This window comes from Peteryoungia algae, from assembly GCF_030369675.1.
Taxonomy (GTDB): domain Bacteria; phylum Pseudomonadota; class Alphaproteobacteria; order Rhizobiales; family Rhizobiaceae; genus Allorhizobium; species Allorhizobium algae.
Genome location: NZ_CP128477.1, coordinates 2,963,855 through 2,978,733, shown reverse-complemented (window position 1 = coordinate 2,978,733; position 14,879 = coordinate 2,963,855). Strand labels below are relative to the sequence as shown.

Here is a 14,879-nt window from a genome sequence, read left to right as displayed (position 1 = left end):
GTAAGTTCTCGGTTCGGTGGTTAAGTTGAAGGCCGCCGGGTTCGAACCGTCCGGACGTCGGCATGGCGCCTCATTGCACACAATCGGGCCGTTGACCAACAATCGAGGCAGAAAAAGGCCGTAATACGACGGGTTACCGGTTGCGATGGAACCTCTGTAGGCGACTTTGGCTTCTTGTCAGGTGAATTGGCATTTTTATGCCTTATTTCAAGCCTCTGGCCAAGGGGGGTGCGGGCCTGCACGCTGGCAGCGACGCCGCTTCGCTCCGTCGGCCGCGACCGATCTGCCGCTGACGTCGACGGACCTCAAATCAAGGCCTAAGCCAGGGCTCTCTCTCAGCCGCCACCGCATGACGGTTCGAGCGTCCCGTCTCGAAGCGACAGGCCGCCGAGCAAGGCTTCGACAGCGTCGAGCGCGATGTCTGAAAGGCGCCTTTCGTCGAAAAGATCGCTGGCCAGCGAATTTTCCAGCCACAAGCCGTCGATCAGCCCGTTGATGGCGACTGCGAGGTGTCGTCCTTCGGAGAAAGCTGGCTTGTGCTGGCAAGCGGTCAAGAGAGCATCCACCAATCCCTGGAGGATCCCGATGAAGATGAGATAGTTCTCCCGATGAATACGGGCGAGTTCTTCGTCTGACCGGACCCGACCAACGAAGGCCGCCCAGAGGGACAGCGCCTTGGGATCCGCGATCGGTGGACTGACATTTGCAACGATGAAGTCGTGGAGGCGTCGCCGAGGGTCATCGCCGGCCTCCGCCATGGCATCCACCGCAGTCCCGGTCATGCCGGCCAGCATTTCCCTGTAGGCCGTCTGAATCATCTCATCCTTGCCGGAGAAGTAGTGTCGGATGAGGCCTCCGGTTACGCCGGCACGGGCCGCAATGTCGCGCACGGTCGCACCTTCCAGCCCGTGCTCGGATACGCTGTCCAGGGTCGCTGCGATCAGGTCTTTTCGACGCTCGGCTTCACCGGCACGCTGGAACGTGCGTCGTGTCATGCAGGCAACTCCGGCTCGGGATGGTGCGCGGCTTCCGGGCCGCGTCTCACTTTTTTACACGGTTGAACAGCTCGTCGGCAAGTGCCACAGTCGGTGCTTTCACGAACATCCCTGCAGACGACCGAAAGGTATTGCCCATGACGATCCAGGCTCCCAATGTGATGGCCGAAGTGCTTGCGACGCGCCACCATCTGCATCGGTTCCCAGAGATCGGCCTGTCGGAATTCAACACGTCGGACTATGTGGCAGAACAGCTGGTCGCCCTCGGCTACGAGGTGACGCGCGGGCTTGCGACCACCGGCGTGGTGGCGACGCTGCGGAACGGGTTGAATAACCGGAGTATCGGCATCAGGGCCGATTTCGACGCGCTGCCCATCCTCGAAGAGACCGGGTTGCCCTATGCCAGCGAGATACCGGGTGTCATGCATGCCTGCGGTCACGACGGCCACACCGCAATGCTGCTCGGCGCAGCCAAGATCCTTGCCGAGCGACGCAACTTCGACGGGGTGATCCACCTGATCTTCCAGCCTGCCGAGGAAAACTTCGGTGGTGCGCGCATCATGATCGAGGATGGGCTTTTCGATCGCTTTCCCTGTGACGCGGTGTTTGCGCTCCATAATGATCCGGACATTGCGTTTGGCCATTTCGCTCTGCGGGAAGGCCCGATCATGGCGGCCGTCGACGAGTGCAAGATCACCGTGAACGGCCGTGGTGGTCACGGTGCGGAGCCACAATCAACTGCCGATCCCATCGTTTGTGGCGCATCGATCGTCATGGCTCTGCAGACGATCGTCTCGCGCAACATCCATCCGCTTGACCCGACCGTGATTACCGTCGGTGGCTTCCATGCCGGTGCCGCGAGCAACGTCATTCCGGAAAGGGCAGAGATGGTGCTTTCGATCCGCTCCTTCGATCCCAAGGTTCGCGATCAGCTGGAGCAGCGGATCCGTGCGGTGGCGGAAGGTCAGGCGGCAAGCTATGGTATGGGCGTCACGATCGACTACCAGCGCGGTTATGACCCGACCGTCAACCACAAGGCGGAAACGGACTTCGTCCGCAATCTTGCCGTGAGCTTTGCCGGACAGGACAAAGTCTACGATCTGCCACGGCCAATGATGGGCAGTGAAGACTTCGGCTATATGCTGGCAGAGCGGCCGGGCACCTATTTTTTCCTGGGCACCCAGCGCACGCCTGATGATCCGCCGCTGCACCATCCGCGTTACGACTTCAACGATGACATCCTGCCTGTCGGCACCACCTTCTGGGTGGAGCTTGCGGAGCGTTATCTGTCGAGATCCTGAGAGGGCATGCGTCGACGGGCGGCAAAGAGAATGATCAGGCCGGCGCTGGCAATGAGCACGGCGCCTGCCCAGACATTCGGACCGGGTACGTCACGCCAGATTGCGTAACCGAGGATGAAGGCCCAGATCAGCGCAGTGTATTCGAGCGGCGCAATCACCGAGATCGGCGCGCGGCGCAGCGCCTCGAAGAAACTGATCTGGCCGAGCCCCCCGATGAAGCCGACCGCGAGCAACAGGATTTGTGCGCCTCCGCTCGGCATGGTCCATGACATCAAAGCCATGGGTGTGGTCAGTAACAGGAAGAAGACATTGGTCATGGTCATCTGGACCATGCTGCTGGCGCTCTGGCTGGTGGTGCGGAGGAGGGTCGTCGCGATTGCCCAGCAGACGGCGGCCACCAGCGCGAGATAAACAGGCCAGCCAATGGTCAGCCCCGTCGGGTTGCTCGCGACGACAACGCCGACGAAGCCGGTCAGGACGGCGATCCAGCTGCTGGGCGGCGCTCTTTCGCCAAGGATCGGGATCGCCAGCAGGATCGCGGCGATCGGGGCCGCAAAATAAAGCGTCGTCAGGTCTGCAAGCGGCAGATGCTTGGCCGCGTTGAAGTAGCAGAGCCAGGCGGCGAGCAGGAAGAGGCTTCGCAACATCATCGGACGCAGTGCGGGGGAGGTCACCGTCTCGCGCGCCAGTGACCGGCCGCCCAGGATGAAGCATCCCAGCAGGATCACGATGCTCCGAGAAAACAGGATCTGCCAGACCGTCGTGGACTCCACGAGCAGCTTGATCATTGCGTCGTGCGTGGCGAAGCAGAGGTAAGCGAAACTGGAGAGCAGGATTCCAGCGCCAACTGCGGTTTTCACAAGGGGTATCTTTCAGGTGGGGCGGTGCCGAGCGATCATTGCATCGGACACCATGTGTCGGAGCTCTCCATCCGTCTGTCAATCCCGTCTGGCGGCCTTCCAATTGTTGTCGATCGAAACAAAAATTTACAATTCGGTTTGCGCTCCGAGATTGCCGTCTAAATCGATTTAATTACAGTGCGCCCGACTCTGGGAGCAGGCCATGAACGACATTTCACAGACTATCCAAACTTCGGCGTTACCGGCGCCCATCGTCACCCGGGAGAGGGTTGCGGTCGCGCTGCTGTTTTTCCTGAACGGCCTCGTCATCGGTGCCTGGGCGCCGAAGATCCCGTTCTTCTCTCAGGCGCTCGGCCTTACAGAGCTGTTGCTCGGTGTGATGATCTTCGTGTTCGGCATCGGCTCGCTGGTGATGATGCCGATCGCGGGCATGCAGATCGCCCGCTACGGGTCGCGTCGCGTGGTCGAGATCGCCACGCTGCTGTTCATCCCGACCATCGTGCTCGTGACGTTGGTAGACAATATCTGGACGGGCGCCGTTGCCATCTTCCTGTTTGGCGGCCTGACCGGGGCGATGGATGTGGCGATGAATGCGAATGCCGTCGAGGTCGAGCGTAACATGCGCCGTTCGATCATGTCTTCCTGCCACGCTTTCTGGAGCCTGGGTGGGCTTTGCGGTGCCGCGACGGGCGGTTTCCTGATTGCCACGCTCGGCGCCTTCGGCCATGTGCTGTTGCTTGCGGCTGTCTGCCTCGTCCTGTTTCTTGTGGCACGCCCGATGATCCTGGCTGATGCGCCGCATGCCACCGATGAGCCGGCCAAGGCCAAGCTGCCGATGACGCCACTGCCCTGGCTAATCGGGACGATCGCCCTCTTCTGCATGATCCCCGAAGGGACCGTGCTCGACTGGAGCGCCCTCTATCTGCGCAACGAGCTGAATGCCTCGACCGAAATGTCCGGCTTTGCCTTTGCCGCTTTCTCCTTCACCATGGCCGTCTGCCGATTTGCAGGCGATTTCGTTCGAGACCGGTTCGGTGCGGTCAACACCCTGCGCTTCTGCGGTGTTGCGGCGATCATCGGCCTTGTCATCGCGGGTCAGTCCGGCGATGTGACGCTGGCGCTGATCGGTTTTGCCATCACCGGCATCGGGATCTCGAACATGGTGCCAATCGCCTTTTCCGCCGGCGGCAATATTCCCGGGCTTGCGCCGGGTGTCGGGCTCGCCGTTGTCACCACCATGGGCTATTCGGGCATCCTCTTCGCGCCCTCGTTGATCGGCTTCATTGCCGAATACACCTCGCTGTCGACGGTCTACACGGCGATCCCCTCGTTGCTGATCGTCGTTCTGGCTCTTTCCAGGCTTGCCCGCCATGCTGACAGGGCGACGGGCCACTGAGATGTGGCCCGACGGGCTTCAGGCCTGACATGCGGATGTGACTGCAGCTCGGGAGGCTGGCGGTTGACAAGCGAACGGCTTTGATCCACCTCCATGGCGATTGAGGCTTGCAGAGAAACAGCCATGACCGCACCCATCATCCAGCCCGCTGACATCTATGATCCGAAGCCGCGCCGTTCCTCGGTCGCAGTTGACGTTGGTGGGGTCATTATCGGCGGAGGCGCCCCGGTCGTCGTCCAGTCGATGACCAATACCGACACGGCCGATGTCGATGCGACGGTCGCCCAGGTTGCCGCGCTCTACAAGGCGGGCTCCGAAGTCGTGCGCATCACCGTCGACCGTGACGAGAGTGCTGCTGCCGTGCCGAAGATCCGTGAGCGCCTGTTGCGCCTCGGCTTGGATGTGCCGCTGATTGGCGACTTTCACTATATCGGCCACAAGCTGCTCGCCGATCACCCGGCCTGTGCTGAGGCGCTGGCGAAATATCGGATCAATCCGGGCAATGTCGGCTTCAAGGACAAGAAGGACAAGCAGTTTGCGGAGATCGTCGAGATGGCGATCCGCTACGACAAGCCCGTCCGCATCGGGGTGAACTGGGGTTCGCTCGACCAGGAGCTGCTCACCCGGCTAATGGATGAAAACGCAGGCCAGGGTTCGCCGTTGTCGGCCCGTCAGGTGACCCGCGAAGCGATCGTGCAATCGGCGCTGCTGTCGGCCGAACTGGCCGAAGAGATCGGCTTGCCGCGCAACCGCATCATCCTGTCCGCCAAGGTCAGCCAGGTGCAGGACCTGATCGCCGTCTATTCGATGCTGGCGGAGCGCTCGAACCATGCGCTGCACCTCGGCCTGACCGAGGCCGGCATGGGCTCGAAGGGCATTGTCGCTTCCTCGGCTGCCATGGGATACGTGCTGCAGCATGGCGTCGGCGACACCATTCGCGTTTCCCTGACCCCCGAACCGAACGGGGACCGCACACGGGAGGTCCAGGTGGCGCAAGAGCTGCTGCAGGTCATGGGCTTCCGCCAGTTCGTGCCGGTGGTTGCCGCATGTCCCGGTTGTGGCCGCACAACCTCGACCGTCTTCCAGGAACTCGCCCAGAAAATCCAGGGCGACTTGCGCAAGAACATGCCGGTCTGGCGCGACAAGTATCCCGGTGTCGAGGGGCTCAACGTCGCGGTCATGGGCTGCATCGTCAACGGCCCCGGCGAGAGCAAACATGCCGATATCGGCATCTCGCTTCCGGGGACCGGCGAAAACCCTGCGGCACCTGTTTTCATCGACGGCGAAAAGGCGATGACGCTGCGCGGTCCAGACATCGCTGCGGATTTCGAAACGCTGGTCGCGGACTATATCGAGAAACGCTATGGACAAAAGTCCGCGGCGGAGTGAGCTTGGCGGCAACTTTTTATTGCCGCAATTTCACGGTTGACGGATGATCAGCCGAATCCTGGAGGGACACCGAGCATGATCAAGAAGTTCGCTATCCTCGCGCTGTGCGCGACCTATCTCAGCGCCTGCACGACGACCGACCCCTATACCGGCCAGCAAAAGGTGTCCAACACCGCTGGTGGCGCTGCCATCGGTGCGGCGGTTGGCGCGCTCGGTGGTCTGGCCGTCGGCGGTTCGCCCGTTGGCCGTCGTAATGCGGCACTGATCGGTGCTGGCGTCGGTGCGCTCGCAGGTGGCGCGATCGGCAACTATATGGACCAGCAGGAGTCGGAACTGCGCGCCCAGTTGCAGGGCACCGGCATTTCGGTCACCCGCGTCGGCGACCGCATCATCCTCAACATGCCGTCGAATATCACCTTCAACACGGATCAGGATGCGGTGCTTCCGCAGTTCTACCCGACCTTGAATTCGGTTGCGATCGTGCTGCGCAAGTTCGACCGCACGCTGGTCGACATCAACGGCCATACCGATTCGACCGGCAGTCAGGCCTATAACCAGGGTCTGTCCGAACGCCGTGCCATGTCGGTTGCCGGGTATCTCAACAGCCAGGGCGTCGATCCCCGGCGCGTTTCGGCTGTCGGCTTCGGCCCGAACCAGCCGGTCGCTTCGAACGCCACACCGGATGGCCGCGCACAGAACCGTCGCGTGGAAATCCAGATCTCTCCGCTCACCCAGGGCTGAGATCTACACCCGTGCTGGAACAGAGGCGCTGCATCCGTGCGGCGCCTTTTTCGTTTCAGCGGAAGGTGAGCAGCTTGACGCCGGCCAAGGTGAAGAGGACGGCAAGCGTCCCGTCGATATAGCGACGCGCTGCGCGGTAGATGCGGAGTGCGCCGGAGGTCGAGAACAGCAGCGCATAGCCCATGAAGATGGTGAAGCCGGTCGCGAGGCAGCCGCAGACGATGATGGCGACCGCGAGCGGCGTCGCGCCGGCCGGCAGGCCGAGCGAAATGATGGCCAACCAGGCGAAGATCGCCTTGGGGTTCGTCAGGTGGATCGCATAGCCCATGAGAAAGGTGCGCTTGAGGCTCGCTGCTGCCTTGCTGATGCGAAGCGGGTCGATCCGGCTTGCAGCGGAGCGGAACGCGCGCCAGGCGAGATAGAGCAGATAGAGACCGCCGAGGATCCGCATCAGGATCAGGGCCTGCGCATATTGCGAGAGTATGGCGGCAAGGCCGAGAGCGGCGGCGATCGCCCAGGTCATGGAGCCACAGAAGATGCCGGCTGCGATCGTCAGTCCGTGCCGACGTCCCTGGCCGAGTGAAGCAGACGCGATCGCCATGGTCGCCGGTCCGGGGCTCAGGACCGCGACAAGATAAACGAGATAGGCGGCCACGACCTGCGGCCAGTGTTCAAGAATGACGGTCACGGCAGGGCTCCGGTTTACGCTGCGATAAGCCGGAGATTAGACGCTTGCGGCAATCGGCACACGTCAGATGATTTGATCGATTGCCTTCAGAAACTGATGGCATTCCTCTGTCGTGCCGATGGTCACGCGGAGAAAATCGGAAATGCGCGGCTTGTTGAAGTGCCGGACCAGAACAGCGCGCTCGCGGAGACCCTTCTGAAGATCGGCCCCCTCGTGCGCCGGGTGGCGGGCAAAGACGAAGTTGGTTTTGGACGGGAGGACCTCGAAGCCGCGCGATCGGAGCGCCTCGGTCACCATCTCGCGATTGGCGATGATCTTGCCACGGGCTTCTTCGAACCAGGTCTCATCCTCGATCGAGGCTGTCGCAGCCGCCTGGGCGATCATGTCGACCGGATAGGAGTTGAAGCTGTCCTTCATTCGCTCCAGCGCCTCGATCAACGGTCGTTGGCCAAGTGCGAAACCGACGCGGAGGCCTGCGAGCGAGCGGGACTTGGAGAAGGTCTGGACGACGAGCAGATTCTCATGGCGCGGGATCAGCGATGCTGCGGTCTCGGCGCCGAAGTCGACATAGGCTTCATCGATGACGACGACCTGATCCGGGTGGGCGGCGACAAGCCTCTCGATGTCCGAGAGAGGCAGTGCGATACCGGTCGGTGCATTGGGATTGGCAAGGATGATGGCGCCGCAGGGGCGATCGAAATCGCCGATGCGGACCTGCAGGCCGTCATCCAGCGCGATCTCCTCGACCTTCACCTCGAACAGCCGGGCATAGGTCTTGTAGAAGCTGTAGGTGATATCAGGGTAGAGCAGGGGTGCGTCGTGCTTGAGCAGGGCGGCGAAGGTAAAGGCCAGGACTTCGTCCGAGCCATTGCCGACAAAAACCTCGTCCATCGTCAGGCCGTAGCGCTTGGCGATTGCCTCACGCAGGCCCGTGGAGGCCGGATCGGGATAGAGGCGCAGACGGTCGCCCGATGTCGCTGCGATCGCGTCCAGCACCTGTTGCGACGGTCCGTAGGGGCTCTCGTTCGTGTTGAGCTTCACGAGGCCTGGGATCTTCGGCTGTTCGCCGGCGACATAGGGCTCCAGCGCGTGGACGGCGGACGACCAGAAACGGCTCATCTTACTTCTTCCTGTAGGCGATGAAATGGGCGGCTTCCTTTAGTGGCTCAGCTTCGGATCCGTAGGGATCGAGCAGCGCATTGGCCTCGGCGACAAGACGGTCCAGCTCCGCACGCGCCCAGTCCGTGCCCCTGAGGCCGACGAGAGTTGCCTTTCCCCGAGCCGCGTCCTTGCCGGTTGCCTTGCCGAGGGTCGCGGCATCCGAGGTCACATCGAGAAGATCGTCAGCGACCTGGAAGGCCCGGCCGACGATCTCGCCGAACCTGCGCAAGCGATCGCGATCTTCTGCAGGCCGACTGGCGATGATGGCGCCCGCCTCGCAGGCAAAACGCAGCAGCGCACCCGTCTTCATGGCCTGAAGTCTGACGATGCCCTCCTCGTCCGGCTGTTCCTCGTCGGCGGCAAGGTCGAGCATCTGGCCACCGGCCATTCCCCCAATTCCGGCTGCGCGCGAGAGCTCGAGCACGAGCATCACCTTGGCAGCGTCGGGAAGGGGAGTTTCCGGCGACGCGATGATGTCGAAGGCATAGGTGAGCAGGCCATCGCCCGCGAGGATTGCGGTCGCCTCGTCGTACTGCTTGTGCACCGTCGGCTTTCCGCGGCGCAGGTCGTCGTCGTCCATGGCCGGCAGGTCGTCATGGACCAAGGAATAGCTGTGCAGACATTCGAGTGCGCAACCGACCTGCAAGGCGGCATCGTCGTTTCCGCCGAAAAGGCGCGTCGCCTGCATCACGAGATAGGGGCGCAGCCGCTTCCCGCCATTGAGGGCGCCATAATGCATGGCTTGGATCAACCGGCCGGGACGCGCGATCTCCGCCGGACGTGGACTTCCGTCCAACAGCGTGGCAAGCCTCGCCGCGACGATCTCGGCATAGGCGGACAAGCTCTGTTCGAAGGTCTCGGCGCTCTTGATCATGCCGGCTATTTGGCACGCTGCCCCCTGACTGGCAACGGGAAATTGACAGTGGACAAGGGCTTCCGGCGGCGGCCCGTCTGGTCATTTCGTCGCGGGGCCGTTAAGAGGGATCATCATCGATCACGGCCCCACCTCATTGATACTGGAAGTCGAGGCATTGAAGCAAGACGAGCAGGTTGCGCCGGCGGCAGAGCGGAGGCGGCGGCCCCGGATCATCCGGGCCGTAGTCATCGCATTTCTTCTTTTGCTCCTTGGGCCCTATGTGCTGATCCTGCTGTACCGTGCGGAGTTTGTCCGTCCGGTGTCCACCTTGATGCTGGCGGATCTTGCGACACTGCAGGGGTATGACCGCCGATGGGTCGATTTCGAGGACATATCGCCCAATCTCGTGCGCGCCGTCATGATGTCGGAGGACGGTCAGTTCTGCAATCACGGCGGGGTCGACTGGAACCAGCTCCAGTCCGTCATCGACGACGCGATGGCGGGAGAGGCGACGCGGGGTGCGAGCACCATCCCGATGCAGACGGCGAAGAACCTTTTCCTCTGGAACGGGCGATCCTTTGTCCGCAAGGGCCTGGAGCTGCCACTTGCCATGGCCGCTGATACGGTCTGGCCCAAGCAGCGCATGATGGAGATCTATCTCAATGTCGCGGAGTGGGGCCCTGGTATCTACGGGATCGAGGCTGCCGCGCGATACCATTTCAAAACTTCTGCCGCAAAGCTCAGCCGTCAGCAGGCGGCACTGCTTGCCGTCTCCCTGCCCAATCCGATCGACCGCGTGGCGAGCAAGCCGGGACCTGGTCTCAAGCGTCTGGCAAACGTCGTGGACCGTCGGGCCCGCGCTTCGGGTGATTACATCACCTGCCTTTATGATTGAGATCAGAAGCTTTCGTTGGTCCGCAACCCGACTTTGGGTCTAGGTTGGCGCTCAACTGTTCGGAGAGCGTCATGGACGAACTGACTCTTTACATCGCCAACAAGAACTATTCCTCCTGGTCGTTCCGGCCGTGGATCGCAATGACTGCAGCTGGAGTTCCGTTTCGCGAGGAACTGATCCCGTTCGGGCCAGGTGCTACCCATCCGCGTTTTTTGGAATTGTCGCCGACTGGGCGGGTGCCGGTGTTGCACCATGGTACGGTTCGTGTCTGGGAATCGCTTGCCATCATCGAATATGTTGCCGAGGTTTACCCCGATGCCGGGCTTTGGCCTGCAGATCGTGAGAGCCGCTCGCTGGCCCGCTCCATCTCCATGGAAATGCTGTCCGGCTTTCGGGCTCTGCGCGGTGCCTGTCCGATGAACCTGCGCCGCCCCATCAAGGCGATCGAATTGCCCGGCGGTGTCACGGCCGATGTTGCCCGGATCGAAACGATCTGGCGCGACATGCTTCATCGCTCCGGCGGCCCCTTCCTGTTTGGTGCATTCTCTGCCGCAGACGCCATGTTTGCGCCTGTGGTCAATCGCTTCAGCGCCTATGATCTGGTTTGCGATGCCGAGACGATAGCCTATATGGATGCGATGCGTACGCATCCGGCCTGGCGGGCCTGGGAAGAGGCGGCGCTCGCCGAGCCCTGGATCGTACCCGAGGATGAGGCCTGATCGGGCCTGTCCCAGATACGAAAAAAGTGACCTGGGGACTGGTCAAACCCACTTCGGCCATGTATAAGCCCGCCAAATTCCGAGTTCGAGACGGGTTTTTCCCGGCCTCATCGAGGCCGAATAAACCCGTTTTGCCCGTCACGTGGAGTAACGAAAATGGCTGTACCAAAAAGAAAAACAAGCCCGTCCAAGCGCGGTATGCGCCGCTCTGCTGACGCGCTGAAGGCATCGACCTATGTCGAAGACAAGAACTCCGGCGAACTGCGCCGCCCGCACCATATCGATCTGAAGACCGGTATGTATCGCGGTCGTCAGGTTCTGACGCCGAAGGAAAGCGCATAATTTCTGCGCTTTGATAGACTGTTTCGAAGGGCCGGCGCTTGCGCCGGCCTTTTCATTTCAGATTAGGCATAGTTAAATCGCGGGGACGATTGCCGCTCAACCGGGCGGGATCGTATTTCCAGGAAGGATCCCGCATGCTGATTGCCGTGCCGCTGATGATCGTCCCCTTCATCTTCTACAATGCCGTCATGCTCGGCAGCGGCGTCACCGCCTTTTCCGGCGTGATCATGACCGTTCCGATGCTGTCTGGGGCGGTGTGGACGATGACGCTGGGTGATCTCGTGATCCTCTCCGCCCTCGTGTGCCTGTTTTTCGAGATGCTCAAGTCTACGCTGAGTAGTCGCGGTTCACTGATGAACCACATGCTGTCGATGCTGGTCTTTGTCGGGTTCCTGGTGGAATTCCTGCTCGTGCGCGATGCAGCCACACAGCTCTTCTTCAGCCTGATGGTCATCGCTTTCATCGATGTCGTCGCAGGCTTTACGATCTCCAACCGGGCAGCTGGCCGGGATGTATCGATCGGGCTCTGAGCCCGCCATCAAAAAAGGCCCCTCGCGGGGCCTTTAGTTTCTTCAAAGATTGTCGAGCTTGTTCTGCAGGGAGCGCAACTGCTCCTTGAGTTCATCGATGTCCTTGGCTTCCGCCTTCTTTGTCTCCTTGGCAGGCTGCTGGCCGCCGAGGAAGGGCGAGAACATCTGCATGGCCTGCTGGAACATGTCGGTGTTGCGTTTCACCTGCTCTTCCAACAGCTGGATAGGCATTTGCATGTTCTTGGACAGTGGATGGTCGCCGAAGGCGTTGGTCATCTGCTCGCGCATCTGGGTCTGCTGCTCGGTGAAAGCCTTCATCGAATGCTCGAGAAAGCTCGGCACGACCATCTGCATCTGATCGCCATAATAGCTGATGAGCTGGCGCAGGAACGAGATTGGCAGCAGCGTGTTGCCGGTCTTCGATTCCTGCTCGAAAATGATCTGGGTCAGAACGGAATGTGTAATGTCATCACCGGACTTGGCGTCCTGCACCAGGAAGTCCTCCCCCTTCTTGACCATCTTGGCCAGATCCTCGAGGGTGACATAGGTGCTTGTCCCGGTGTTGTAGAGGCGTCGATTGGCGTATTTCTTGATAACGATTTCGCCATCGGCTTTTGCCATTTCGGTCTCCTAACCCGTCGTTTTCTGTTTGTTTTTGCTCTTCCCGGGGAGGAGTGTAAGCGCAAATTCAGTCTGGTGACAATCTCTTTGTGCGTTGCAGGATCGGCATTTGACGAAAGACAGGCAAGCGCAACCAAAGAACGAGATCGCGGGGTTTATCCTGTTTGACACCGACGACAGTCTTTGTCAGTTTCTTCTCAATCATAAAACCCGAGGAGACGTCCATGAGCACCCCGTCCATCGTCATCGCGAGCGCTGCCAGAACTCCGGTCGGATCTTTCAACGGGGCATTGGCCTCCGTCGCGGCGCATGACCTCGGCGCCATTGCCATCAAGGCCGTGCTGGAGCGTGCGGGCGTCGAGGCCGGTGAAGTCGATGAGGTCATCCTCGGCCAGATCCTGACTGCAGGTCAGGGCCAGAACCCGGCCCGGCAGGCCGCCATGAAAGCCGGCATACCCCAGGAAGCCACGGCCTGGGGGCTTAACCAACTTTGCGGTTCGGGACTGCGCGCCGTTGCTATCGGCATGCAACAGATTGCGGCTGGCGATGCCCGGATCATCATTGCAGGCGGTCAGGAATCCATGTCCATGGCGCCGCATTGCGCACATCTGCGCAACGGCACGAAGATGGGCGACATGAAGATGATCGACACCATGATCAAAGATGGCCTGACGGACGCTTTCTACGGCTATCACATGGGCACGACCGCAGAAAACGTCGCCCGCCAGTGGCAGCTGACCCGCGAGGAGCAGGACGCATTCGCGGTCGCCTCACAGAACAAGGCGGAAGCCGCGCAGCTCGCCGGCCGTTTCAAGGATGAAATCGTTTCGGTTATCGTGCCGAGCCGCAAGGGCGACATCACCGTCGACCAGGATGAATACATCCGCCACGGTGCTACGCTTGAAAGCATGCAGAAGTTGAAGCCGGCCTTCGACAAGGAAGGCTCGGTCACGGCCGGCAACGCATCCGGCCTCAATGACGGAGCCGCCGCCGCTCTGCTGATGACCGAGGCCGAGGCATCGCGTCGTGGTATTGCGCCTCTCGCCCGGATCGTTTCCTGGGCCACCGCCGGCGTCGATCCGAAGATCATGGGCACAGGCCCCATTCCCGCATCCCGCAAGGCGCTCGAAAAGGCCGGCTGGAAGATTTCCGATCTCGACCTCGTCGAGGCCAACGAAGCCTTCGCGGCACAGGCCTGCGCCGTCAACAAGGATCTCGGCTGGGATACGTCGATCGTCAACGTCAACGGAGGTGCGATCGCGATCGGCCACCCGGTTGGCGCATCGGGTGCGCGTATTCTGAACACGCTTCTGTTCGAGATGAAGCGCCGTGGCGCCAAAAAGGGCCTCGCGACGCTCTGCATCGGCGGTGGCATGGGCGTTGCCATGTGCCTCGAGGCTTTCTGATCCGGGCAGCCAGAATGGCACCGCTCACCACTGAACAGCGAACTCTGTCCCGGTTGGTAGCCGGGATGGTCAGACCATGCCGTTGCGACGGGAACCGCAGCGATTGATCCAGACGAAAACCATATAGAAAAAACGGGGAGGACAGCATGAGCAGAGTGGCTTTGGTGACGGGCGGCACGCGCGGAATAGGTGCAGCTATCTCGACCGCCTTGAAGAATGCCGGCTACAAGGTGGCCGCAAACTTCGCCGGCAACGAGGAGAAGGCCAAGGCCTTCGAGGCGGAAACCGGCATTCCTGTCTTCAAGTGGGACGTCTCGAACTATCAGGCCTGCGTCGACGGGATCACTGCGGTCGAGGCGGCTCTCGGCCCGGTCGAGGTGCTGGTCAACAATGCGGGCATCACGCGGGACGCCATGTTCCACAAGATGACGCCGGACCAGTGGGGCGAAGTGATCAACACCAACCTGACCGGTCTGTTCAACATGACGCATCCGGTCTGGACCGGGATGCGCGATCGCAGCTTCGGGCGTGTCATCAACATCTCCTCGATCAACGGCCAGAAGGGGCAGATGGGGCAGGCCAACTATTCTGCCGCCAAGGCCGGCGATCTCGGCTTCACCAAGGCGCTGGCCCAGGAAGGGGCGGCAAAGGGGATTACCGTCAACGCCATCTGCCCGGGATATATCGGGACAGAAATGGTGCGCGCCATTCCGGAAAAGGTGCTGAACGAGCGGATCATTCCACAGATCCCCGTCGGTCGGCTCGGTGAACCGGAGGAGATCGCGCGTTGCGTCGTCTTCCTCGCTTCCGATGATGCCGGCTTCATCACCGGATCGACGATTTCGGCCAATGGCGGCCAGTTCTTCGTGTAAGCGACGGAGAGGGTGTGACTTCGAGGCCGGCCTTTCGCCGGCCTTACATCGATCCGAAACGGTATCGCGCCGTACGCGGAGGGCTCGGGCTTCCTGTTCACGATTGA

16 protein-coding genes are annotated in these 14,879 nt (G+C 61.3%); 10 read left to right on the top strand and 6 right to left on the bottom strand.

Translation table 11 applies throughout. The annotated features are described in order from the left end of the window. Positions 1 to 335: 335 nt before the first annotated feature. A complete protein-coding gene (locus QTL56_RS14190) occupies positions 336 to 995 on the bottom strand; it encodes a TetR family transcriptional regulator C-terminal domain-containing protein (protein ID WP_229575162.1) in 660 nt (219 codons plus the stop codon). A 137-nt stretch (positions 996 to 1,132) separates the two neighbouring features. On the opposite strand from QTL56_RS14190, the gene QTL56_RS14185 reads away from it, so the two are divergent. Further along, positions 1,133 to 2,296 carry a M20 aminoacylase family protein gene (locus QTL56_RS14185; RefSeq protein ID WP_245137352.1) on the top strand — a complete coding sequence of 388 codons (1,164 nt, stop codon included), beginning with the start codon at positions 1,133 to 1,135 and terminating at the stop codon, positions 2,294 to 2,296. Here QTL56_RS14185 and QTL56_RS14180 read toward each other — a convergent pair. Then, a complete protein-coding gene (locus tag QTL56_RS14180; protein ID WP_245137353.1) occupies positions 2,278 to 3,156 on the bottom strand; it encodes a DMT family transporter in 879 nt (292 codons plus the stop codon). The two genes, QTL56_RS14185 and QTL56_RS14180, sit on opposite strands and share 19 nt — an antisense overlap. A gap of 202 nt (positions 3,157 to 3,358) precedes the next feature. Between QTL56_RS14180 and QTL56_RS14175 the strand changes: the two genes are divergently transcribed. From QTL56_RS14175 to QTL56_RS14165, 3 genes are all read left to right on the top strand, one after another. Next, the gene (locus tag QTL56_RS14175) at positions 3,359 to 4,552 is read left to right on the top strand and encodes an MFS transporter (protein WP_229575159.1); all 1,194 of its coding nucleotides are present in this window, start codon (positions 3,359 to 3,361) and stop codon (positions 4,550 to 4,552) included. A 123-nt stretch (positions 4,553 to 4,675) separates the two neighbouring features. After that, the gene (ispG, locus tag QTL56_RS14170; RefSeq protein ID WP_245137354.1) at positions 4,676 to 5,941 is read left to right on the top strand and encodes a flavodoxin-dependent (E)-4-hydroxy-3-methylbut-2-enyl-diphosphate synthase; all 1,266 of its coding nucleotides are present in this window, start codon (positions 4,676 to 4,678) and stop codon (positions 5,939 to 5,941) included. A 75-nt stretch (positions 5,942 to 6,016) separates the two neighbouring features. Further along, positions 6,017 to 6,682, top strand: a complete 666-nt coding sequence (locus QTL56_RS14165; RefSeq protein ID WP_229575157.1) for a YiaD family glycine zipper/OmpA-like lipoprotein — start codon at positions 6,017 to 6,019, stop codon at positions 6,680 to 6,682. 55 nt (positions 6,683 to 6,737) lie between these two features. Here QTL56_RS14165 and QTL56_RS14160 read toward each other — a convergent pair whose 3' ends face one another. The 3 genes from QTL56_RS14160 to QTL56_RS14150 all read right to left on the bottom strand — a co-directional run bounded on the left by QTL56_RS14160 (position 6,738) and on the right by QTL56_RS14150 (position 9,405). Continuing rightward, entirely contained in the window at positions 6,738 to 7,370 is a 633-nt protein-coding gene (locus QTL56_RS14160; RefSeq protein ID WP_245137355.1) for a LysE family translocator, read from the bottom strand. A 63-nt stretch (positions 7,371 to 7,433) separates the two neighbouring features. Beyond that, positions 7,434 to 8,489 (bottom strand): histidinol-phosphate transaminase, encoded by a 1,056-nt coding sequence (hisC, locus tag QTL56_RS14155; RefSeq protein WP_245137356.1) that lies wholly within the window; start codon positions 8,487 to 8,489, stop codon positions 7,434 to 7,436. Between the two features lies 1 nt (position 8,490). Continuing rightward, the gene (locus QTL56_RS14150) at positions 8,491 to 9,405 is read right to left on the bottom strand and encodes a polyprenyl synthetase family protein (RefSeq protein ID WP_245137357.1); all 915 of its coding nucleotides are present in this window, start codon (positions 9,403 to 9,405) and stop codon (positions 8,491 to 8,493) included. A gap of 157 nt (positions 9,406 to 9,562) precedes the next feature. Here QTL56_RS14150 and mtgA point away from each other — a divergent pair, with 157 nt between their 5' ends. The 4 genes from mtgA to QTL56_RS14130 all read left to right on the top strand — a co-directional run bounded on the left by mtgA (position 9,563) and on the right by QTL56_RS14130 (position 11,873). After that, positions 9,563 to 10,282 (top strand): monofunctional biosynthetic peptidoglycan transglycosylase, encoded by a 720-nt coding sequence (mtgA, locus tag QTL56_RS14145; protein WP_370660292.1) that lies wholly within the window; start codon positions 9,563 to 9,565, stop codon positions 10,280 to 10,282. Positions 10,283 to 10,353: 71 nt separating this feature from the next. Next, positions 10,354 to 11,001, top strand: coding sequence for a glutathione S-transferase family protein (locus QTL56_RS14140; protein WP_245137358.1), 648 nt, complete (start codon positions 10,354 to 10,356; stop codon positions 10,999 to 11,001). Between the two features lie 156 nt (positions 11,002 to 11,157). Then, positions 11,158 to 11,343, top strand: a complete 186-nt coding sequence (gene rpmF, locus QTL56_RS14135) for a 50S ribosomal protein L32 (RefSeq protein WP_006724402.1) — start codon at positions 11,158 to 11,160, stop codon at positions 11,341 to 11,343. A gap of 134 nt (positions 11,344 to 11,477) precedes the next feature. Beyond that, the gene (locus QTL56_RS14130; RefSeq protein WP_229575152.1) at positions 11,478 to 11,873 is read left to right on the top strand and encodes a hypothetical protein; all 396 of its coding nucleotides are present in this window, start codon (positions 11,478 to 11,480) and stop codon (positions 11,871 to 11,873) included. A gap of 42 nt (positions 11,874 to 11,915) precedes the next feature. Here the strand turns inward: QTL56_RS14130 and phaR are convergent, their stop codons facing one another. Further along, positions 11,916 to 12,494 (bottom strand): polyhydroxyalkanoate synthesis repressor PhaR, encoded by a 579-nt coding sequence (phaR, locus tag QTL56_RS14125; protein ID WP_229575151.1) that lies wholly within the window; start codon positions 12,492 to 12,494, stop codon positions 11,916 to 11,918. Positions 12,495 to 12,718: 224 nt separating this feature from the next. Here phaR and QTL56_RS14120 point away from each other — a divergent pair, with 224 nt between their 5' ends. Both QTL56_RS14120 and QTL56_RS14115 read left to right on the top strand, forming a co-directional pair. Further along, a complete protein-coding gene (locus QTL56_RS14120) occupies positions 12,719 to 13,900 on the top strand; it encodes an acetyl-CoA C-acetyltransferase (RefSeq protein WP_245137359.1) in 1,182 nt (393 codons plus the stop codon). A gap of 146 nt (positions 13,901 to 14,046) precedes the next feature. Continuing rightward, positions 14,047 to 14,772, top strand: a complete 726-nt coding sequence (locus tag QTL56_RS14115) for a beta-ketoacyl-ACP reductase (protein WP_229575149.1) — start codon at positions 14,047 to 14,049, stop codon at positions 14,770 to 14,772. Positions 14,773 to 14,879 lie beyond the last annotated feature (107 nt).